Genomic DNA, 21,016 nt, shown 5'->3' with positions numbered 1-21,016 from the left:
CGCCCGCTTACTCCGTGGCGGTCGGCCGCCGCGAGGCCTGCATCGCCTCGCTCACACGCGTCAGCGGACGCAGCCGGTAGGTGTACGCGTAGTCGCGGTTGGCGAAGAGCTTGAACTCGTCGTGGGGGTGGGCGCCCCAGCTGTTGTCGCCGCCCACGCCCGTCTGGCGGTGGTTGACCCGGAGGACCACCGCGTCCCTGGGGTTGAGCTGGTAGTCGTGGCGGGCCCCGACCGACAGGTCCTCGGGGGTGAAGTGCGAGGCGTTGACCTCCAGCAGCGGCTCACCGGAGACGAGCAGTCCGCGTCCGCTGCCGTCGGTCAGCGCGGCCCAGCGGACGTCGGTCTTGTTGCCGTTCTCCTGGGGGCGCAGGTAGGAGGTCCACTGCCCAAGGACGGTGCCGGAGTACAGGCCCACGTCGGTGGCGTTGTTGCGGTCCCACATGTTCTCCTCCGGGCCCCGGCCGTAGTAGTGCAGCCGGTCCAGGCGGCGGGGCAGGAACAGCAGGGTGCCGACCTCGGGGATGTACGGCAGGTTCGGCGCCCCCGGGTGCAGGGTGTTGTCGACCTTGATCTCGCCGTTGCCGAAGACCGTGTACGTCGTGCTGTACGTGGACTCCGCGCTGGTGGGCAACGTGCCGGTGCACGTGACCTCGACGGCCCGGTCGTCCAGCGGCCGGACCCGTACGTCCGCCACCTTCCGCTGCGCCCCGGCGTCGCGCCACGTCTGGTTGCGGGTGTGGTGGCCGTTGCCCCGGTCGTTGTCGGTGGGCGCCCGCCAGAAGTTCGGGACGGGGCCGGAGGTGATGAGCCGGGTGCCGCCCGCCTCGTACGACGTGATGGTGCCGGTGCTCTTGTCGACGGTGACCGAGAAGCCCTTGCCCCGGACCGTGACGTCCTCCTCCCGGTCGGTGTACCGCAGGGCGGGGACGCTGCGCAGCGGCAGCGGCGTCACGGCCGGGCTGTCCGCGTCGAGGGCGAGCTGCTGCTTGGCCACCTCGAAGCCGGCCTTCGCCCACTTGGTGGGCTCCCTGGTGGTGAAGGAGAGCTGGAGGAAGTACTCCGTGCCCGGTTCGGGCTTCGCCGGCAGCCGCACCGGCACCTTGATGTCCTTGCTGGTCAGCGGCGCGAGATTCAGCTGGTCGCGGGTCAGCCGGCCGCGCTGGACGACCTTGCCGTCGGCGACGAGGGACCAACGGCCGTCGAACTCGCGGAGGTTGGTGAACAGGTACTCGTTGGTGAGGGTGACGGCACCGAGGCCGCCTCCGGAGGCCGGGGCCGCGTTGATCGCCTGGTAGATCTGCTTGACCTCGGCGGACTTGCCCGTGAGGCCGCGGTCGGCGGTGATGATGCCGTCGCCGGCGAAGGCGCCGTCATTGGGGTTGTCACCCCAGTCGCCGCCGTAGGCGTAGAACGTCTTGTCGCGCGGGCGCTGCTCGGTGAAGCCGACGGTGGCGGCGTCGAACCAGAAGCGCACGCCCTCGTCGTCCGGGCCGCGGCGGTCCGAGGCCAGCTCCGCGGCGCTCAGCGCGCGGGCGTACACGCGGGCTCGCCGGATGGTGCCGCTGAACTCCCGGGTCGGGTTGTCGACGTCGGTGGCGAGCGCGAGGGACGCGGTGTTGTTGCCGGGGCGCCGCGTGGTGGTCCGGGTGCCGCGCACCTGGCCGTCGACATACAGGGTGAGCGTCCCCGCGTCCGCGTCGAAGACTCCGGCGACGTGGTGCTCCTTGCCGGTCCAGCCCTCGGGCAGCGCCCAGCTCGCGGTGACCCACTGGCCGCCGCCGTGGATGAAGAACTCCAGGTTCTTGTCGGTCTGTTTGAGGGCGTACTGGGTGTCGCCCTTGGCGATGAGGGGCTGGTGCCCGCCGGTCACGTGCGGGGTGACCCAGGCCTCCAGCGTGAGGGAGCCGGTGAGGTCGAGGCGGGCGTCGCGGGGGAAGACGGTGCCGCCGGAGACGCCCTTGTCGTGGTCGAAGCCGGCGGCGGGTGCGATGACCTCGCCGCGCAGTGCGCCCGGGCCGGACTCGGTCAGCAGCTTGCGGGTCGGGACCGGCCAGCTCAGGGCCTGGTCGGCGAAGTCCCAGATCCAGCCGCCCTGGAGGACGTCGTAGCGGCGGACGATGTCCCAGTACTTCTTGAAGTTGCCGTTGGAGTTCCCCATGCCGTGCGAGTACTCGATCATCACGTACGGCCGGGTGTCACCGGTGTCCTTGGCGCGCTGCTCGACCCGCTGCGGGCTGTCGTACATCTCGGAACGGATGTCGCTGATGCCCGGGCGGTCGTCGCCCTCGTACTGGATGACGCGGGTGGGGTCGTAGGAGCGGATCCAGTCGTACATGGCGTTGAACGTCGTGCCGCCGCCCGCCTCGTTGCCGAGGGACCAGATGACCACCGAGGCGTGGTTCTTGTCGCGGTGCACCATGTTCTGGGCGCGGACCACGCACGCCTCGGTCCACTCGGGGTGGCCGCTGCCGGGGTACTCGTCGCGGATGCCGTGGGTTTCGAGGTTGGTCTCGTCCACGAGGTACAGGCCGTACTCGTCGGCGAGTTCCAGCCACAGCGGGTTGTTCGGGTAGTGCGAGGTGCGGACGCTGTTGATGTTGAGCCGCTTGATGATCTCGATGTCCTCGATCATCTGCGCACGGGTGAGCGCCGAGCCGGTGACGGGGTGCATCTCGTGCCGGTTGGTGCCGCGGAAGGAGACCGGCTTGCCGTTGATGCGCATCAGGCCGTCCTTGAGCGCGAACTCGCGGAAGCCCACCCGGTGCGAGAGTGTCTCGACCACCTTGCCGGACGGGTCGCGCAGCCGCAGCACGGCGGTGTAGAGGTTCGGGTGCTCGGCCGACCAGAGCTTCGGCGAGGGGACGGCTCTGGACGCCTCGGCGGTGGCCTCGTCGCCGTCCGGGACGTCGACGGGCCGGATCAGGGGCCGCGACCAGACGGCGTGGCCGCGCGCGTCGTACAGCTGGGTCTCGACGGTGTAGCGGCCCGCGCCCTTGCCGCCGTAGTCGCGGACGTGCGCGGTGACCTTGAGTTCGGCGGAGGTGTAGTCGTCGCCGAGCGGGGTGTCCAGTTTGAAGTCGCGCAGGTGGACGGAGGGCGTGGAGTACAGGTGGACCGAGCGGAAGATGCCGCTCAGCCGGATCATGTCCTGGTCCTCCAGCCACTCCGCGTCGGAGTAGCGGTACACCTCGACCGCGATCTGGTTGGTGCCCGGCTTGAGGTGGTGGGTGATGTCGTACTCGGCGGAGGTGTAGGAGTCCTCGTGGTAGCCCACCAGCTCGCCGTTGATCCACACGTAGTGGGCGGACTTGACGCCCTCGAAGTGCAGGAAGGTGCGCCGGCCCGACCAGTTCCGGGGGACGGTGAACGTACGGCGGTACTGGCCGACGGGGTTGTAGCGGGTCGGGGCGGCCGGCGGCTGGGCGTCCTCGCCGCCGCCGTTCGGTCCCCACCAGGGGTAGGTGATGTTGACGTAGATCGGGAAGTCGTAGCCGTGCAGCTGCCAGGCCGAGGGCACGGGGATGGTGTCCCAGCCGGAGTCGTCGACGTCGGTGCGGTAGAAGTCGGCGTCCCGGTCGTCGGGGCGGTCGGCGTAGGCGAACTTCCACTTGCCGTCGAGGCTCAGCCGGTACGGCGAGCGCTCGCGGTCGCCGGCCAGGGCCTGCCCGACGTTCGCGTACGGCATGAGCGTGGTGTGCGGCGGCTCGGTGCCCACGCGGTACACGGCCAGGCCGTCGTTCCACTCCGGAGGGCCGTCCGCCGCCGGGCGCCGGCCCGCCGCGTGCGCGGTGGCGGGCGGCCCGGACAGGGCGAGCGCGCCGAGCACGGCGGCGCCCCCTTCGAGCAGACGGCGACGGCTGACGACGGGCCGGTCGGCGGGGGGCGAGAGCGGGTGCGGCATGACCGTGGCCTTCCTCGGTTCGACAGGGTGCTGCACGGACTGAGGGCACGTCAGATGAGGTCCCCAACTGCCGTGGTGAGCATTTCTGTTGGGGCTGCTGCAACTGACGGTGACGAAGTAACTGCTGAGCAGGCACACCCTAGGACTCGAACACAATCGAAGCAATGACCCCGTCGGACTTTGTGCGGTCCTGATGGTTCTCTCGCCTCGGGCCCCTTCAGGCCCCGAGGAAGGTGAGCACCTCGCTCGTCAGCCGGGCGGGTGCGTCCAGGGGGACGAGGTGGCCGGACTCCGGGACGGGCACCAGCCGTGCACCCGGGATCAGGGCGGCCAGCTCCTGGCCCTTGGCGAAGGGGACCCAGGTGTCCTCGGTGCCCCAGCAGACCGTCACCGGCAGGTCGATCGTGGGATACAGCGGCTGGATCTCGTCGGTGTAGCGCTGGTCGGCCTGCGCGATCTGCCGGTAGAAGGCGGCCTGGCCCCGCTCCCCCGTCCAGGGCCGCACGAGCGCGTCCAGCGCGGCGGGCCGCAGGCCGGTGTGGCTCGCGGACGTGACGTACTCGCGCACCAGGGCCTCGTGCAGCGCGGCCGGGAGCTGCTCGAAGACGTGGCTGTGCTCGCCGACCAGCTGGAAGAAGGAGGTGCCCCAGGGTTTCAGGGCCACCGGGTCGACCAGGGCGAGCCGCCGGTAGCGGGCCCCGTGCAGCAGATGGGCGCGCAGGGCCACGCATCCGCCGAAGTCGTGCGCGACGACGGACGGCTTCTCCAGGCCCCAGTGCGCGAGCAGCTCGGTGAAGATCCGGCCCTGTGCCGCCAGTGAGACGTCCTGGTCCGGGTGCATGTCGGAGGTGCCGTAGCCCGCCATGTCCCACACGTGCACGTGGTGCCCGGCGGCGGCGAGCGCGGGAGCGATCCCGTGCCACACGTACGAGGAGAAGGGCGTCCCGTGCAGCAGCACGACCGGCTCGCCGCCGGGATCCCCGAGCCGGTCCCAGCGCACGGTCCCCGACGTGGTGGCCAGGCTCTCCCGCAACGTCCAGTCAGCCAAGATTCCCGCTCCCTCTCTCCGTGTACCGACCCACGACCATTTGTCATTTCGGCGCGACAGTGCCGCTTCTCCGACCGTAATGTGACCTCATCGGACAGCCTGCGCAACAGATCTTGGCCGGACCTTTTGCCGCGCCGGAAGGAGCGGCTCGGATGAACGGGTATGCGACCCCGGATCGCGACGCCGTCACGGCCGCGCCCGGGGGGCTGCTGGACCTGCTGAAGGTCGCGGCCGTGGTCCTGGACGGCGGCGGGCACATCGCCCTGTGGAGCCCCGAGATCGAGCAGCTGCTCGGCTACACCGCCGAGGAGGCCCTGCGGCAGCGCGCCGACACCCTCCTGGTCGCGCCCGAGAACCGCACCCGGGGCAGGGAACTGTTCGCCCAGGTCAGATCCGGCGACCGCTGGGCCGGTGTCTTTCCGCTGCGGCACCGCGACGGCACGGAACGCGCCGTGGAGTTCCGCACGATGCGGCTCCTCGACAGCGAGGGGCAGCCCCATTTGCTGGGACTCGCCACGGACGCGACGATGGTGCGGAAGGTGGAGCGGGACCTCGCCCTCTCGCACAGCCTCGTCCACCAGACCCCGCTCGGCATCGCCGTCTTCGACAACGACCTGCGCTGGGTCGGGGTCAATCCCGCGCTGGAGCGGATCAACGGCGTGCCCGAGGAGGCGGTGCTGGGCCGCCGGCTCGGCGAGGTGCTGCCCGGCCTGGACGTCGAGGTCATCGAGGCCCGGATGCGGCACGTCCTCAAGACCGGCAGACCCCTGCTCGACCAGCAGACCATCGGCCGCACCGCCGGGGACGAACAGGATCGTGCCTACTCGGAGTCGTACCACCGCATCGAGGACACCGACGGCCGGGTGCTCGGTCTCGCGATGGCCGTGCTGGACGTCACCGAGCGCCAGCAGGCCGCGGCCGAGGTCGCGCAGGCACGCCAGCACCTGTCGGTGATCGCCGACGCCGGGGTGCGGATCGGCACCACCCTGGACCTTCAGCAGACCGCCCGGGAGCTGGCCGACGTGGTGGTGTCGCACCTCGCGGACCTGGCCGCCGTCGACGTCCTGGAGTCGGTCGTGGCCCACGGCACCATCGCGCCGGTGTCGGGCGGCGCGCCTGCCGAGTTCCGGGCGCTGGCCGTCGCGGCGGGCTACCCGACCGACGCCATCCACGCCGCGGACCCGGTCGGTGAACTGGCCACCTACGGTTCCTCGCGGATCATCACGCAGTGCGTCCGCAGGGCCCGTCCGGTCCTGGTCGAGCGCGTGGACCCGAAGATGATGCGGCGCATCGCCCGGGACGCGCGGGCCGCCCAGACCCTGCGCGAGGCCGGAGCGCACTCCTATATGGCGGTGCCGCTGATGGCCCGGGGCAAGGTGCTCGGCACCCTCACCCTGTACCGCACGGTCGACGAACGCCCCTTCGACGACCGGGACCAGGCGCTCGCCTCGGAGCTCGCCGCGCGCGCCGCGATCTGCATCGACAACGCCCGCCTCTACGGCCGGGAACGCGGCACCGCCCTGACGCTCCAGCGCAGCCTGCTCCCGACGACGCCCGCCGAGCGGGAGGGGCTCGACATCGCCGCCCGCTACCGCCCGGCGCTCAGCGAGGTCGGCGGCGACTGGTACGACGTGCTGCCGCTGGGCCCGGGCCGCACCGGGCTGGTGGTGGGGGACGTCATGGGCAAGGGCGTCCAGGCCGCGGCCATCATGGGGCAGCTGAGCACCGCGACGCGGGCGCTGGCCCGGCTGGACCTGCCGCCCGCCGAGCTGCTGCGGCACCTCGACGACATCGCCGGCTCGCTCGGCGATGCGATCGCCACGTGCGTGTACGCGGTGTGCGACCTGCGGGCCGGCATCTGCTCGCTGTCCAGCGCCGGTCATCTGCCGCCCGTGCTCGCCGGGGCGGACGGCGGCGCGACACTCGTCGACGTGCCCGGCGGCGTGCCGCTGGGGGTGGGCGGCGTGGAGTTCGGCACCGTGGAACTGGAGCTCGCGCCGGGCTCCCTGCTCGCCCTGTACACCGACGGGCTGGTCGAGAAGCGCGGGGAGCCGATCGACACCGGCCTCACCACGCTGATCCGCCTCCTGGAGAACGCGGGACCCAGCCTGCAACGGACCAGTGACAGCCTCCTGAGTGCGCTGAGCCCGGAGCCCGACGACGACGTCGCGCTCCTGCTGGTCCGCACCCGCGCCTGAGCGAGGCGCCAACTGTTAGCATCTTTGGGTGAGTTACGTTCTGTACCTCTGATCCGGGCCACTGGCTCCGCCCCTCGCACGCCCTGACGACCACGGGCCGAGGCGCCGGAGCCGCGACGTCGCCCACGGCCCGCCCTGTTCCGGGCCGGCCGTCCGTCGGATCTGCAAGGCCCGCTCGCATCCCCGCCCGAACCGGGGGTGAAGTGTGCCTCTTCAACGAGGAAGAGAACGTGACCACCCTTACCCTGCCTGCCCGCGACCGGGCCCAGCTGACCTGCGCCCGCGTCCGTGTGGACCGCGGCGGCCGCACCGTGCTGCACGACGTCGAGATGAAGGTCTCCCCCGGATCGCGCTGGGGCGTCGTCGGCGAGAACGGACGCGGCAAGTCGACTCTGTTGTACGTCCTGGCCGGCCTGCTGACCCCGGACGAGGGGACCGTGCACCGCGTGGGCACCCTCGCCCTGGCCGAGCAGGAGATGCCGGTCGAGGACGAACGCACGGTCGGCGACTTCATCGACGAGCACCTGGCCGACGCCCGCGCCGCCCTGCGGGCTCTGGACACCGCAGCGGAGGCCCTCGCAGCGGAACACCCCGGCGGCGAACAAGCCTACGCCGACGCCCTGGAGGCGGCGCGGACGCTGGACGCCTGGGACGCCGACCGCCGGGTGGACGTGGCCCTGGACGGACTGGGTGCGGTCAGCGACCGTACCCGCCTCCTGGCCACGCTGTCGGTCGGCCGGCGCTACCGGATCCGGCTGGCCTGCCTGCTGGGCGCCGAGTACGACTTCCTGCTCCTGGACGAGCCCACCAACCACCTGTCCATCGCGCTGGTCGACGAGCTCACGGAAGCGCTGCACAGCACGGACGCGGCCGTCGTCGTGGCGACCCACGACCGCCAGATGCGGCGCGACATCAGTGGCTGGCCGCACCTCGCTCTGGCACCGCGCCGACAGGGCGAGCAGGGCCGGCCATGTCCAGCCCGCGCCTGAGCGACGTCAGCGCAGTCGCCGGGCGAACACCTCGTACGCCTGTTCGTCGAAGAGGACGAACCTGACCTCCTCGATGTCGGTCTTCGCCGCGCGCACCGTGTCCACCGCGATGCGCGCGGCGTCCTCCATCGGATAGCGGTAGACGCCGGTGGAGATCGCCGGGAAGGCGACGGTCCGGGCGCCGAGTTCGTCGGCGACGCGCAGGGACTCGCGGTAGCAGGAGGCGAGGAGGGCGGAGCGGTCCTCGGTCGCGCTGAAGACGGGGCCGACCGTGTGGATCACCCACCGGGCGTCCAGGTCGCCCGCGGTGGTGGCGACCGCGTGGCCGGTGGGCAGGCCCTTGCCGTACCGCGAAGCGCGCAGCTTGCGGCATTCCTCCAGGATGGCGGGGCCGCCGCGCCGGTGGATCGCGCCGTCGACCCCTCCCCCGCCCAGCAGCGAGGAGTTGGCCGCGTTGACGATGGCGTCGACGCTCTGGCGTGTGATGTCACCCTGGACCAGTTCGATGGTGGTCATGTCTGCCTCAGTCGCTTCCAGACGGCCTTCGCCGCGTTGTGCCCGGACATGCCGTGCACACCGGGGCCCGGTGGGGTCGCCGACGAGCAGATGAAGACGGCCGGGTGGGGGGTGTGGTAGGGGAACAGGGTCGGTTTGGGGCGCAGCAGGATCTGGAGGCCGGAGACCGCGCCGGAGGCGATGTCGCCGCCGATGTAGTTGGCGTTGCGGGCGGCGAGTTGGGGCGGGCCCGCGGTGGCGCGGGCCAGGACGCGGTCGCGGAACCCCGGGGCGAAACGCTCCAGTTGGCGCTCGACGGCGTCGGTGAGATCGCCCGTCCAGCCGTGCGGGACGTGGCCGTAGGCCCAGAAGACCTGCTTGCCCGCCGGGGCGCGGGTGGGGTCGACGACGCTCGGCTGGACCGTGATCAGGAACGGTTTGTCGGGGGCTCGGCCCTCGCGGGACGCCGCGCGCAGGGCCGTGCCGATCTCCGCGCTGTTCGCGCCGATCTGCACCGTGCCGGCGACGCGGGCCTCCTTCGCGGTCCACGGCACGGGGCCGTCCAGCGCGTAATCGATCTTGAAGACGCCCGGTCCGTAGCGGTAGTCGGCGTAGTGGTTGCCGAAGCCGGCGATGCGGGCGAGGGCGGTGGGCGAGGTGTCGAAGACGTACGCGCGGGCCGGCGGCAGGTCGTCGAGGCGCTTGACCTCGTAGTCGGTGTGCACGCTGCCGCCGAGGTCGCGCAGGTAGGCGGCGAGGGCGTCGGAGATGGCCTGGGAGCCGCCGCGGGCGACGGGCCAGCCGCGGGCGTGGGCCGCGAGGGCGAAGACCAGGCCGATGGCGCTGGTGGCGAAGCCGCCGAGTGGTGCCATGACATGCGCGACGAGCCCGGCGAACAGCGTTCTGGCCGGTTCGTCGCGGAAGCGGCGCATCAGCAGGGTCGACGGGGGCAGGCCGACCAGGCCGAAGCGGGCGAGGGTAACCGGGTCGCGGGGCAGCGCGGTGAGCGGCAGGGACATGAAGTCGCGGGCCAGCGCGTCCCACTTGGGCAGGAAGGGCTCGACGAGCCTGCGGTACGCCCCGGCGTCGCGCGGGCCGAAGGAGGCGGCCGTCTCGCCCACCGACCGGGCCAGTACGGCCGCCGAGCCGTCCGGGAAGGGGTGGGCCATGGGGAGCTCGGCGTGCAGCCATTCCAGGCCGTAGCGCTCCAGCGGCAGGGCGCGGAACGCGGGTGAGTTGATGGCGAGCGGGTGCGCCGCGGAGCACGGGTCGTGCCGGAAGCCCGGCAGGGTGAGCTCCTCGGTGCGGGCGCCGCCGCCCACGGTGCCCTGGGCCTCGAAGACGGCGACGGAGAAGCCACGGCGGGCCAGCTCCACGGCCGCGGTCAGTCCGTTCGGCCCCGCACCCACTACGACGGCATCGAGCATCGACGGCACCTTCGGACCCCTTCGTCAGCCGACGGCCACTGAGGATCAGGATAGGCCCGGGGACTGACTGTCACCGGCCGTGGGTGGATTCGCGCGGGAAGAACGGCCGGAGTACCACCTGGGCAACAGGACGTGCACGGTCCGTGACGGTCAGGCTCCGCCCGCCAGCAGCGCCACCACCCGGCGGGCCGTGGCCGCGTCGCGGGCCGCGGTGAAGGGCAGGGCGTTGCCGCCCGTGATGCGGAAGCGCTCGCCTGCGAGGGTCAGGTGGGCGCCGCCCGCCTCCTCGACCAGGAGCAGACCGGCCGCGTGGTCCCAGGCGGCTTCCCAGAAGAAGGCCGTGGCGTCCGAGTTGCCCTGTGCGATGGCGAGGTACTCCAGCCCGGCCGAGCCGCACGAGCGCGGTGCCACACCGTCGGTGCGCAGGCCGAGCAGGGCGTGCTTCTGCTCGTCCGTCGTGTAGTCCGGGTCGGAGGTGGCCACCCGGAGGTCCCGGCCGGGCTCGGGCACGCCGGCGAACAGCCGCTCTCCGTCGAGGTAGGCGCCCTTGCCCTGCTGGGCGGTGGCGAGCCGGTCACTGGCGGGGGCGTAGGTCCAGGACGCGAGCAGGGTGCCGCCGTGGGCCAGGGCGACCAGGGTGCAGAAGCCCGGTTCGCCGCGCACGAACTGACGTGTCCCGTCGACCGGGTCGACGATCCACACCGGGGCGTCGCCGCGCAGCGCCTCGTAGGACACGGGGTTGGCGTGGACCGCCTCCTCGCCCACCACGACCGAGCCGGGCAGCAGGGCGAGCAGTGCCTCGGTCAGGTACAGCTCGGCCTTGCGGTCGGCGTCGGTGACCAGGTCGTGCGGGCCGGCCTTCTGGTCGACCTCGTGTGCGGCGAGCCGGCGCCAGCGCGGCATGATCTCGGCGGCGGCCGCCCTGCGGATCTCCTCTTCGACGTCGGAGGCGTGCTGTGCGAGAAACTCTTCGATGGTTTCGGTGCTGTCGATCACCCCTCCATCACAACACGCGGCACTGACAATCCCCACCCGCCGGGTGCACTCCGGGTGGCATCGCGATGAACAGGGGGCCGGGGCCGCGCGGGACCCACAGCCAGGGGAAGCGGCGGCTTCCGCAGCCGGAGGGACGCGGCGGGCTCACCGTCCGACCGCGTAGCCCTGCATGCCGCGCGGGTTCGCCGCGGCCGACAGGACGCCCGTCTCCGGGTCCCGCGCGACCGCGCAGAGCCGGCCCTCCGACCACGGGTCGCCGACGGTCACCCGGTGGCCGCGCCGCCGCAGCTCCTCGACGACGGCCGGGTCCGTACGGGACTCCACGGTGACGCTCCCCGGGCGCATGCCGCGCGGGTAGAAGGAGCCGGGGAAGCTGTCGTTGTGCCAGTTCGGGGCGTCGATGGCGCCCTGCAGGTCCAGGCCGCCACGCACCTGGGCGCGCAGCGCGACGGCCAGGAGGAAGTGCAGCTGCCACTGGTCCTGCTGGTCGCCGCCCGGGGTGCCGAACGCCATGACGGGCACGCCCTCGCGCAGGGCGATCGAGGGCGTCAGCGTGGTCCGGGGGCGCCGGCCGGGGGTGAGGGAATTGGGCAGGCCCTCCTCCAGCCAGGCCATCTGGAGCCGGGTGCCGAGCGGGAAGCCGAGTTCGGGCACGACGGGGTTGGACTGGAGCCAGCCGCCGCTGGGCGTGGCCGAGACCATGGTGCCCCAGCGATCGACGACGTCGAGGTGGCAGGTGTCGCCGCGGGTGCCCCCGTCGCCGCCGACCTCCGGTTCGCCGGGCACGGGGGACGCCGGGCTCTTCGCGACGGTCGGTTCGCCGATGCCCGGGGCGGCGGCGCCCTCCCGGACGGCGGCCGCCACGCGCGCGTGCGCGCACAGTCGCAGGGTGCGTCCTCCGGGGCTGCCGGGCCGCAGGTCGTGGGAGGCCCGCTCGCCGACGAGAGCGCGACGGGCCGTGTTGTACGGGTCGGACAGCAGGTCGTCGAGCGGCACGTCGGCGGCGTCCCCGTACCAGGCCTCCCGGTCCGCCATGGCGAGCTTGCAGTTCTCGACCAGCAGGTGGACGTAGTCGGCCGAGCCGTGCGGGGGCAGTTCGGGCGGGAGCAGGGCGAGCTGCTGGAGGAGGACCGGGCCCTGGCTCCAGGGGCCCGGCTTGCACACGGTCCAGCCGTTCCAGTCGTACGTCGCCGGCGTCTCGTAGGTCGCGGACCAGACGGCGAGGTCGGCGGCCGTGAGGGTGCCGGTGTGGTGTGCGCCGCTGGTGTCCAGGGTGGGGCGCCCGGCCTGTCGTACGAGAGCCTCGGCGATGAATCCGGTGCGCCACACCTCCCGGGCGGCGTCGATCCGCGCCTCCCGGTCCCCGGCCCCGGCGGTCTCGGCGAGCAGGCGCTTCCAGGTGGCGGCGAGCGCGGGGTTGCGGAACAGCGCGCCGGGGCGGGGTGCCTTGCCGCCCGGCAGGTAGATCTCCGCCGACGAGGTCCATTCCGTCTCGAACAGCTCGCGTACGGTCTCGACGGTCTCGCCGACGCGCTCCACGGGCGGGTGCCCGTGCTCGGCGTATCCGATGGCGTACTTCAGGACGTCGGCGAGGGGTTTGGTGCCGTGGTCGCGCAACAGCAGCATCCAGGCGTCGAACGCGCCCGGCACGGCGGCGGCGAGCGGCCCGGTGCCGGGGACGAGGTCCAGGCCGAGGCCCCGGTAGTGGGCGATCGTCGCCCCGGCCGGTGCGACGCCCTGCCCGCACAGCACCCGGACCTCGCCGCCGGCCGGGGCGAGCAGGATCGGCACCTCGCCGGCCGGGCCGTTGAGGTGCGGCTCGACGACGTGCAGGACGAACGCCCCTGCCACGGCAGCGTCGTAGGCGTTGCCGCCGTCCTCCAGGACGGCCATCGCCGACTGCGAGGCGAGCCAGTGCGTGGAGGACACCATGCCGAAGGTGCCCTGGAGGGTGGGGCGGGTCGTGAACATACGGCCTCTCACCTCGCTGTTTACGTGTGCCGGCCCGGACGATGGGCTCTCAGGACAGGTCCTGGGGAGAATCTGGGGAGTTTGCGCCAGAGACCTCCTCCCGCTCCCCCAGAAGGCTATCGATCGCCCTGCGCCCCTTCTTCCCCGCCTCCGGCATGAAGTGGGCGTAGTGGTCGAGGGTGATGGTCGGCGACGAGTGCCCCAACCACTTGGCGGCGATTGCGTTGCCGTACTTCGTCGTCAGCACGAGACGGCCGTGGGAGTCGGCCAGCTCCTGCGCACGGATCCAGGCATCGAGAGATTCCCGCCTGTACATGACGCGCCCGCGAGGACCCATGCGGAAACTCGGCGGTCCCTGCCGTCGGTGCCTCCAGACGTAGAGGGTGTGTGGTGAGAGACCTAAGGGCTCGCAGAGAATCAAGGTGTTGCTTCGCATGCTTGGGCTCGTTGGTCTGCTATGGGCGTCTCCGATGAGGTTTGTAGTCAACTCGCTGTGAAGTTCGGGATGTTGTTCCCACATCTGGACGAGCGGCAGCGGCGGCTGTTGATGGGGGCCGAGGCCCGGATCCTGGGTCACGGTGGTATCCGGGCGGTCGCGCGGGCGGCCCAGGTCAGCGAAACGACGGTCCGCAAGGGCGTGGACGAGTTGGACGCCGGCGAGGAGCCTTTGGGACGGGTTCGCAGGCCCGGTGGTGGTCGGAAGAAGGCCGTGTACCTTGATCCCGGTCTGCGCCCCGCGCTGCTGGCACTGGTGGAACCTGACGAGCGGGGCGATCCGATGTCGCCGCTGCGTTGGACGGTGAAGTCGACCAGGAACCTCGCGGCCGAGCTGACCCGTCGGGGGCACCGGGTGAGCGCGGACACGGTCGGGGACCTGCTGCGCCAGGAGGGCTTCAGCCTGCAGGCCGGCGCCAAGACCGTCGAGGGCAAGCAGCACCCGGACCGTGACGCCCAGTTCCGCTACATCAACGAGCGGGCCAGGGAGCATATGGGTGCCGGCCAGCCGGTGATCAGCGTGGACGCGAAGAAGAAGGAACTCGTCGGCGACTACAAGAATGCGGGTCACCAGTGGCGGCCGGCCCGTGAGCCGGTCCTGGTCAAGACGCACGATTTCCTGGACCGTCAGGGACCGGGCAAGGCGATCCCGTACGGGATCTACGACGTCGCCGCGAATACCGGCTGGGTCAGTGTCGGCACTGATCACGACACCGCCGCGTTCGCTGTCGCCTCCATCCGCCGCTGGTGGCAGGCCCGCGGCCGGCACGACTATCCGGCTGCCACCCGTCTGCTGATCACTGCGGACGCGGGCGGCTCCAACGGCTACCGCACCCGCGCCTGGAAGACCGAACTCGCCGCCCTGGCCGCCGAGATGGGCCTGGATATCACAGTCTGCCACATGCCGCCGGGCACCTCGAAATGGAACAAGATCGAGCACCGGCTGTTCTCCCACATCTCCATGAACTGGCGCGGCCGCCCACTGACCAGCCACGACGTCATCGTGAACAGCATCGCAGCGACCACCACCCGCACTGGGCTGAAAGTCCACGCCGAACTCGACCCAGGCACCTACGACACCGGCATCAAGGTCACCGACAGCGACATCGACGCCCTGCCCATGCACCGGCACCGCTTCCACGGCGACTGGAACTACACCCTCCACCCTCAGCCTCGCGACACCACCACCGCAGCCGGTGAAGCCAAGAGCCCGCGATCAGCTGGCCCATCCCTGCCGCCCGGCACTGGGGGTCTGCGCAACCCGGAGCTGACCGGCATGCCCGAACCGGCACTGGACGAACTCGTTGACCAACTGGTCGCGAAACTCGATGAGTTACGTGAGCAGGGACGGCTCCAGCAACGAGGAGGTGAGCGCATCCGCGCTCGCGGCGCAGGGGCGAAGGACAGGCTGACCACCGCCGACAGAGTCCTGGCCACCGTGCTCTACCTGCGCAAACTCGGCACCCGAGACCTGCTCGCCCAGCTCTTCGGAGTCAACGGCAGCACCCTCACCAGGGCCGTTCGCCAAGTCCAGCCCCTCCTGGCTGAGCACGGCTACACCATTCCACCCTCGACAGCCAGGTTCCGCACGCCCGCTGACGTCACCGCGTTCCTCGCAAACAGCAGCCCCACCGAGATCAAATCAGCATGTTGATTCTCTGCGAGCCCTTAGGGTGACGGTGATCTCGGTGGTGGGTGTATCTCGGTGTCATGCGGTATCCCGATGGGGGTGGCCTGACCGCGAAACAGCGGGCCCGGCGGGAGCACGTGCGGTTCGAGGCTGCCGAGTTATTCGTGCAAGGGGTGACGCCGCCGCAGGTCGCGCGGCGGTTACGGGTCTCGCGCAAGTCCGCTTACGCCTGGCATGCCCGCTGGCGGGACGGCGGAGTGGAGGCCCTGCGGTCCAAGGGGCCGTCCGCGCACGGCTGGGTGGAGGACCAGTGGTGGACGCTGGCCCGGGTGGCGACGGTGATCGCGCGGCGGTTCCATGTCCGTTTCAGTCCGGCCCAGACCTGGCGCATCCGCTTCATGTGGTGAGGCGGCGGCAGCCGATGCTCCACCACCAGGCGGTGCCGACCCAGCCGGGTGGCGTACTCGATGTCCTTGCGGGAGATGCGGTGCCGGATTCCTCGCTCGCGGAGCCTGCCGCTGCGCGGTGCCGCGCGCGGGCCCATGCGTGGTGCGCTTTCCGGTCGTGATCTTCCGTGTCGTGGTCGCGCAGGCTTGCGTTCGAGCGCGCTCAAAACCCTAGCGTCGCCGCCATGAGCAAACAGACATGGATCATCACCGGCGCGTCCCGCGGTTTCGGGCGCGCACTGGCGGAATCGGCGCTCGCGAAGGGCGACTATGTGGTAACGGCGGTGCGCCGGCCCGAGAGCGTGGCCGACCTGGAGGCCAGGTACCCGGACAACTGCCTGATCGCGAAGTACGACGCCCGAGACATCACTGCGGCTGCGGACCTCGTGCGGGACACCCTCGACCGCTTCGGTCAGCTCGACGTGCTCGTCAACAACGCGGGCCGGGCCGTGGTCGGAGCGGTCGAGGAGGTCAGCGACGCGCAGCTGCGTGAGCTGATGGATCTGCACCTGTTCGGCCCTGCCGCGCTCGTCCGTGCGTCGCTGCCTGCGATGCACGCGCGGGGCACCGGGACGATCGTGCAGATGAGCAGCCAGGCCGGCCGGATGTCGTTCCCCGGCGTGTCGACGTACTCCGCGTCGAAGTTCGCCCTCGAAGGCTGGTCCGAGGCCCTGGCTGGGGAGGTTGCGCCGTTCGGGATCCGCGTGATGATCGTCGAGCCCAGCCGGTTCCGGACCGACTTCAACGCGGCCGACGTGCTTGAGTTCGCCGAGGCGTCCGAGACCTACCGTGACCTTCTCTCCGACGTCCGCGCTGACTTGGCCGGGGCCGACGGCCTCCAGGAAGGTGACCCGGCGCGGGCGGCCGAGATCATCGTGTCGCTCGCGCACAGTGACGAGGTGCCGCTGCGGCTGCCGCTCGGGCGCGAGGCGGTCGAGCGTATCTCGGGTGCTTACCGGCGGGGCCTGGACGAGGTGGAGCGGTGGGCCGGGACCGCCCGCAGCGCCGACTTCGAAGGTGTCCCGGCGTCGGTCCGACCGATCCAGGTTGGCTGACATGGCTACTGACGATCTGATGAACCGGGCGCTCGCAACGCTCGGGGACGACGGCCCGCTGTCGGTTGAGGCGATCCACCGCCTCACCGACCTGGCCGACGTGCCCGAGTCGATGGTGATCACCGAGGTCGCCGACCTCCTCGACATCTCGCCCCACACGCTGCGCTACTACGAGCGGGCCGGACTGGTCGAGGTGGCCCGCGACAGCAACGGCCATCGCGTCTACGACGCCGACGCGGTGCGGCGCCTGGTGTTCCTCACCCGGATGCGGCTGTCCGGTATGCCGATGCGCGATCTGCAGCACTACATCTCGCTCGTCGACGCCGGGGAGCACACGGTGCCCGAGCGACTCGACATGCTGCTCGAACATCGCGACACCATCCGCCGCCGGATTCGTGAGCTGTCCCTTTCCCTCACGGCGACCGAGTACAAGATCGCCACGTACGGGGGCTCGACCGGGCCGGACGTGCAGGACCTCGACACCGGAACCGCCACCGGCCGCACGGCACTACCGCACGAGCCGCTGTGACGGGCACTGCCGGCAAGGTGGGGGACGGCGACGCTCGCCGGACCAGCACTCCCCGGACCGAACTCCGCGTATCCGGCACCACGACATCGTTGCGCCGGCGTCCGTACGCCCGCCCTTCTGCCCAGTTCCCGCGTACCCGTTCGGCCGTAACCAGAGCGAACGGGCGGGCCGCGACATCCGCACAAGGAACACACCATGGTGAGCGAGCGCGTCCCGCCGCAGCAGGAACCGGCCACGACCGACAGCACGGCGGCCACGAACCCGGAGAAGCACCGCCCGGTCATGGCCTGGGCCGTCACTCTCATGCTCCTCGGGTGCACCTTGATCGCATACCTGGACAAGGCGATTCTCGGGCTGGTCGCGCAACCGGCGATGGCCGACCTCGGACTCTCGGCCGCCGAGTTCGGCAGCATCAGCAGCGCCGCCGGCCTGCTCGGCCCGGCCGCCGCGCTGCTGTACAGCTTCGTGGCCGATCGGCTGCCCATCAAGGCCACTCTGTTCACCCTCGTGGTGGTGTGGTCGCTCCTCCAGTTGCCCATCTTCTTCGCCGCCTCGGGCGGGCTGCTGTTGGCGACCCGGTTCATACTCGGGGCGGCGGAGGGTCCCACCGGACCGGTGGCGCACGCGGCCGCCTACTCCTGGTGGCCCGACGAACGGCGCGGATTCCCCACGGCGCTGCTCACGACCGGGGCGTCACTCGGCAAGCTGCTCTTCGCCCCGCTGCTGGCCTTAATGATCGCCGCATGGAGCTGGGAGGCGGGCTTCCTCGCCGTGGCGCTCCTGGGCTTCGCCTGGGCGCCGGCCTGGTTCTTCCTCGGGAGAGAGGGCCCCTACGGCCAGGCCGGGACCGGAACCGTCACACAGACCGGATCTCGTGCGCCCATAGGGACCATCCTGCTGACAGGCACCTTCGTCGGGTACGTGGCCGCGTTCACGGCCTCTTCGATGCTCGTGGTCGTGGTCCTGACCTGGCTTCCGTCCTACTTCCAGGAGGCGCTGGGGTTCTCGGCGGTCACGGCGGGCTCGCTTTTCGGCGTGCCGAGCATCTCCGCGATGGTGTTCTTGTACCTCTACGGCGGGTGGAGCGACCGGAGGCTCAGGAAGGGGGCCACGTCCCGAATCGTGCGCGGGATATGGGGCGGTGGGCTGCTCGCGCTCGGCGGTGTCTTCCTGGCGGCCCTTCCCCTCGTCTCCGGTGCAGTGCTCCCGATGGCCCTGCTGATGATGGGCTACGGGCTGGCCATGACCGTCCATGCCGTGGCCAACCCGGCCCTGGTGCAGATCGTGCCGCCGGGGCAGCGCACAAGCGTCCTGTCGATCGGCGTAGCCGTCGCCGGTTTCCTCGCCGCCGCCGGGCCATGGGTCACGGGTGTCGTACTGGACGCGGCCCGATCCGCGGGCTCGCTCGCCGAGGGCTACACCAACGTGTTCATGCTGATGGGTGGCATCGCCATTGCGGGAGGCGCGCTTTTCGCGCTGCTGGTGAATCCCGAGCGCGACGGCGCGAAGGTGGAGGCGGCCCGGGTCGCACGCGCAGCTCGGTAAGGTCCGTGAGCGAAAGGACGCTGTCGCGATACGCATCGGTACGACTATCGGCTGGCGAGCGAGGATGAAAGGGAGCACGGCGCGTCCGACCGCGGCCACGGCGAGACGTCCACCGCCCGCACCAGCCTCCCTTCCGGGAAACGAGGACGCGGAAGGCCAGCCAGCAGCGAACGCAGTCGGTCGGCATCGATCTGCCCATGATTGAGGCGTCGTACACAGCCCCGTGCCCACGCCGGTGCTCAGGCAACAACGTCAACTCCACCGCCGAGTGCACCGCCCCCGGAGCACATAGAACCGCGTCCACCAGCTCGAACAGCTCATCGCCCCGTACGGTCAGACACGCATACAACTCGTCCCGAAGCGTGACGCTTCCGCGAACGCTTTCCCTGCGGCGGCATCAGGCAGCAGACTCACCCTCACGGCCTTCATCGTGGTCACGTGCACCTTGGTCGGAGCACATGATTCAGACGAAGGCCGCCTCAGCGTCCGGTGAATGCCCAGGTGAGCGACCAAGTTCGAAGCCCATTTCGGGGCCGTCCCACACACGGCCGACCTGACGATAGCGTGATCGCATGATGGTTGAGGGCGAGGTGACAGAGGGCGAAGCACTGGTCGGCGGCATGGTGAACGCGGGCGCGGTCTTCCGCCGCGGAGCCCTGGTGGAACGCCCAGCGCCGCGCACCGCGCGCGCCCTCCACACCCACCTCCTCGCGCTCAAAGAGCACGGCTTCGACGCGGCTCCGACGCCGGTCCGTCTCACCGCGAACGGCCGCGAGCAGCTGACCTTCATCCCCGGAGACGTCGCCCTACCACCGTTTCCGCGCTGGGTGATGACAGAGACCGCGCTGAGATCGGTAGGAAGCCTGCTGCGTCGCCTGCACGAGACCAGCGCGGCCATCTCGGTCGACACATGCGTCGAGTGGCCCCGAGCCCTGGCTGACCCGGCGGGAGGAACGATCCTGTGCCACAACGATGTGTGCCCGGACAACGTCGTCTTCCGCGACGGCCGTGCCGCGGCTCTGATCGATTTCGACCTGGCGGCCCCTGGCCGCCCCCAGGGACATGTCGATCTCGTCCCTGTGAGCGGCTTCGGCGATCGCCTCTTCCAGCAGGGCCTGGAAGACGCCGGCGTCCCGCCACCGCATGAAGCGGTTGTAGACCGTCTGTCAGGCGCCGAACCGTTCAGGCATCCCCCGCCACTGGCTGCCTGTGCGGAACCTCCAGATCACCCCCTCGAACTGCTCACGCAGCCGCTCGGGGCACGGGCCGAATCTGCCGACGGGTAGGAACGGCCCGATGAACTCCCACTCGCTGTCGTTAAGAGGTCCTAACAGAAGTTGTTGATCAAGTGACCATCGGGCTTGTCTGCTCGTTGGTCGGGTCGTGGGGAAACGTCAGTCGCGGCCGTGGATCGTGTCGGACGAACTGTGGTCGCTCATCGAGCCGTTACTGCCCGAGCCGGGGCCGAAGCTGGTGGCGGGCCGGCCGCGAGTGCCTGACCGGCAGGCCCTGTGCGGGATCCTGTTCGTGCTGCACACCGGCATCCAGTGGGAGTACCTGCCCCAGGAGCTGGGCTTTGGTTCGGGTATGACGTGCTGGCGACGCCTGGCCGCCTGGAACGAGGCCGGCGTGTGGGACCAGCTGCACTTGGTGCTGCTGAAGAGGCTGCGGTCGGCGAAGCAGCTGGACTGGTCGCGGGCGGTGATCGACTCCTCCCACGTGCGGGCGGCCCGCAGAGGCTCAAAAGCGGTCCCAGCCCGGTCGACCGCGCACGGCCGGGCAGCAAACACCACGTCCTTGTCGATGGCCAGGGCGTCCCGCTCGCTGTGTCGCTGACCGGCGGGAACCGTAACGACGTCACCCAACTCCTGCCCCTGCTGGACAAGGTCCCACCCGTGGCCGGCGTCGTCGGACGGCCACGCAGACGGCCGGACATGCTCTTCGCCGACCGCGGCTATGACCACGACAAGTACCGGCGGCTGCTGCGGAAACGCGGTATCCGGCCCGTGGTCGCCGAACGCGGACAGCCGCACGGCTCCGGCCTGGGCATCTTCCGCTGGGTCGTCGAACGCACCATCTCCTGGCTCCACGGCTTCCGCCGCCTGCGCATCCGCTGGGAAAGACGCGACGACATCCACGAAGCCTTCCTTGGCCTCGCCACCTGCCTCATCACCCACCGACACGTCCAACGCCTTTGTTAGGACCTCTAAGTTGCGCACGCGTCACACCACAGTCCTATCGGACCGACACCCCACCCCGGGCTTGATCGCAACTGAAGACAGTTCCCAGAG

General features: G+C 70.9%; 14 protein-coding genes and 5 pseudogenes. 9 read left to right on the top strand and 10 right to left on the bottom strand.

Annotated features, from left to right (window positions below; all coding sequences use genetic code 11):
• Nucleotides 1–7 precede the first annotated feature (7 nt).
• Both HDA41_RS33395 and HDA41_RS33390 read right to left on the bottom strand, forming a co-directional pair.
• Entirely contained in the window at nt 8–3,901 is a 3,894-nt protein-coding gene (locus HDA41_RS33395) for a glycoside hydrolase family 2 TIM barrel-domain containing protein (RefSeq protein ID WP_184993949.1), read from the bottom strand.
• 217 nt (nt 3,902–4,118) lie between these two features.
• Nucleotides 4,119–4,949, bottom strand: coding sequence for an alpha/beta fold hydrolase (locus tag HDA41_RS33390; RefSeq protein ID WP_184990611.1), 831 nt, complete (start codon nt 4,947–4,949; stop codon nt 4,119–4,121).
• 152 nt (nt 4,950–5,101) lie between these two features.
• Between HDA41_RS33390 and HDA41_RS33385 the strand changes: the two genes are divergently transcribed.
• Nucleotides 5,102–7,147 (top strand): SpoIIE family protein phosphatase, encoded by a 2,046-nt coding sequence (locus tag HDA41_RS33385; RefSeq protein ID WP_184990609.1) that lies wholly within the window; start codon nt 5,102–5,104, stop codon nt 7,145–7,147.
• Nucleotides 7,148–7,377: 230 nt separating this feature from the next.
• A complete protein-coding gene (locus HDA41_RS33380; RefSeq protein ID WP_230299775.1) occupies nt 7,378–8,136 on the top strand; it encodes an ATP-binding cassette domain-containing protein in 759 nt (252 codons plus the stop codon).
• 6 nt (nt 8,137–8,142) lie between these two features.
• Here HDA41_RS33380 and HDA41_RS33375 read toward each other — a convergent pair whose 3' ends face one another.
• The 6 genes and pseudogenes from HDA41_RS33375 to HDA41_RS41820 all read right to left on the bottom strand — a co-directional run.
• Nucleotides 8,143–8,652, bottom strand: coding sequence for an O-acetyl-ADP-ribose deacetylase (locus HDA41_RS33375; protein WP_184990607.1), 510 nt, complete (start codon nt 8,650–8,652; stop codon nt 8,143–8,145).
• Complete coding sequence (locus HDA41_RS33370) at nt 8,649–10,058, bottom strand: phytoene desaturase family protein (protein WP_184990605.1); 1,410 nt, start codon at nt 10,056–10,058, stop codon at nt 8,649–8,651. Before HDA41_RS33370 ends, HDA41_RS33375 begins: the two co-directional genes overlap by 4 nt.
• A gap of 150 nt (nt 10,059–10,208) precedes the next feature.
• Complete coding sequence (locus HDA41_RS33365; protein WP_184990603.1) at nt 10,209–11,054, bottom strand: inositol monophosphatase family protein; 846 nt, start codon at nt 11,052–11,054, stop codon at nt 10,209–10,211.
• 144 nt (nt 11,055–11,198) lie between these two features.
• Nucleotides 11,199–13,025: a gamma-glutamyltransferase family protein gene (locus HDA41_RS33360; protein WP_184990601.1), complete on the bottom strand. Its 1,827-nt coding sequence runs from the start codon at nt 13,023–13,025 to the stop codon at nt 11,199–11,201.
• A 49-nt stretch (nt 13,026–13,074) separates the two neighbouring features.
• Nucleotides 13,075–13,239, bottom strand: a pseudogene (locus HDA41_RS41825) (site-specific integrase); the annotation flags it as partial.
• Between the two features lie 120 nt (nt 13,240–13,359).
• Nucleotides 13,360–13,461 (bottom strand): annotated as a pseudogene (locus HDA41_RS41820) (hypothetical protein); the annotation flags it as partial.
• A gap of 21 nt (nt 13,462–13,482) precedes the next feature.
• Here HDA41_RS41820 and HDA41_RS33345 point away from each other — a divergent pair.
• The 5 genes and pseudogenes from HDA41_RS33345 to HDA41_RS33325 all read left to right on the top strand — a co-directional run bounded on the left by HDA41_RS33345 (nt 13,483) and on the right by HDA41_RS33325 (nt 18,725).
• The gene (locus tag HDA41_RS33345; RefSeq protein WP_230299774.1) at nt 13,483–15,174 is read left to right on the top strand and encodes an ISAzo13 family transposase; all 1,692 of its coding nucleotides are present in this window, start codon (nt 13,483–13,485) and stop codon (nt 15,172–15,174) included.
• A gap of 56 nt (nt 15,175–15,230) precedes the next feature.
• A pseudogene (locus HDA41_RS33340) lies at nt 15,231–15,542 on the top strand (helix-turn-helix domain-containing protein); the annotation flags it as partial.
• Nucleotides 15,543–15,724: 182 nt separating this feature from the next.
• Nucleotides 15,725–16,651, top strand: coding sequence for an SDR family NAD(P)-dependent oxidoreductase (locus tag HDA41_RS33335; protein WP_221511661.1), 927 nt, complete (start codon nt 15,725–15,727; stop codon nt 16,649–16,651).
• A 1-nt stretch (nt 16,652) separates the two neighbouring features.
• Nucleotides 16,653–17,180: a MerR family transcriptional regulator gene (locus HDA41_RS33330; RefSeq protein ID WP_184990597.1), complete on the top strand. Its 528-nt coding sequence runs from the start codon at nt 16,653–16,655 to the stop codon at nt 17,178–17,180.
• A gap of 195 nt (nt 17,181–17,375) precedes the next feature.
• Entirely contained in the window at nt 17,376–18,725 is a 1,350-nt protein-coding gene (locus HDA41_RS33325) for an MFS transporter (RefSeq protein ID WP_184990595.1), read from the top strand.
• A 71-nt stretch (nt 18,726–18,796) separates the two neighbouring features.
• Here the strand turns inward: HDA41_RS33325 and HDA41_RS42425 are convergent.
• A pseudogene (locus HDA41_RS42425) lies at nt 18,797–19,154 on the bottom strand (transposase); the annotation flags it as partial.
• Between the two features lie 143 nt (nt 19,155–19,297).
• On the opposite strand from HDA41_RS42425, the pseudogene HDA41_RS33320 reads away from it, so the two are divergent.
• Nucleotides 19,298–19,780, top strand: a pseudogene (locus HDA41_RS33320) (phosphotransferase); the annotation flags it as partial.
• A gap of 111 nt (nt 19,781–19,891) precedes the next feature.
• Here the strand turns inward: HDA41_RS33320 and HDA41_RS42860 are convergent.
• Entirely contained in the window at nt 19,892–20,023 is a 132-nt protein-coding gene (locus tag HDA41_RS42860; RefSeq protein ID WP_376706868.1) for a transposase, read from the bottom strand.
• 85 nt (nt 20,024–20,108) lie between these two features.
• Between HDA41_RS42860 and HDA41_RS33310 the strand changes: the two genes are divergently transcribed.
• Nucleotides 20,109–20,926 (top strand): IS5 family transposase gene (locus tag HDA41_RS33310; protein ID WP_446562684.1). Its coding sequence is split into 2 segments (ribosomal slippage): nt 20,109–20,469 and nt 20,469–20,926, totalling 819 coding nucleotides; the frame shifts between segments, so codons are not numbered across the junction.
• The last annotated feature ends 90 nt before the right edge of the window (nt 20,927–21,016 follow it).

The sequence above is a fragment of the Streptomyces caelestis genome, assembly GCF_014205255.1.
GTDB lineage: Bacteria > Actinomycetota > Actinomycetes > Streptomycetales > Streptomycetaceae > Streptomyces > Streptomyces caelestis.
This window is presented reverse-complemented; position numbering and strand designations above follow the sequence as displayed.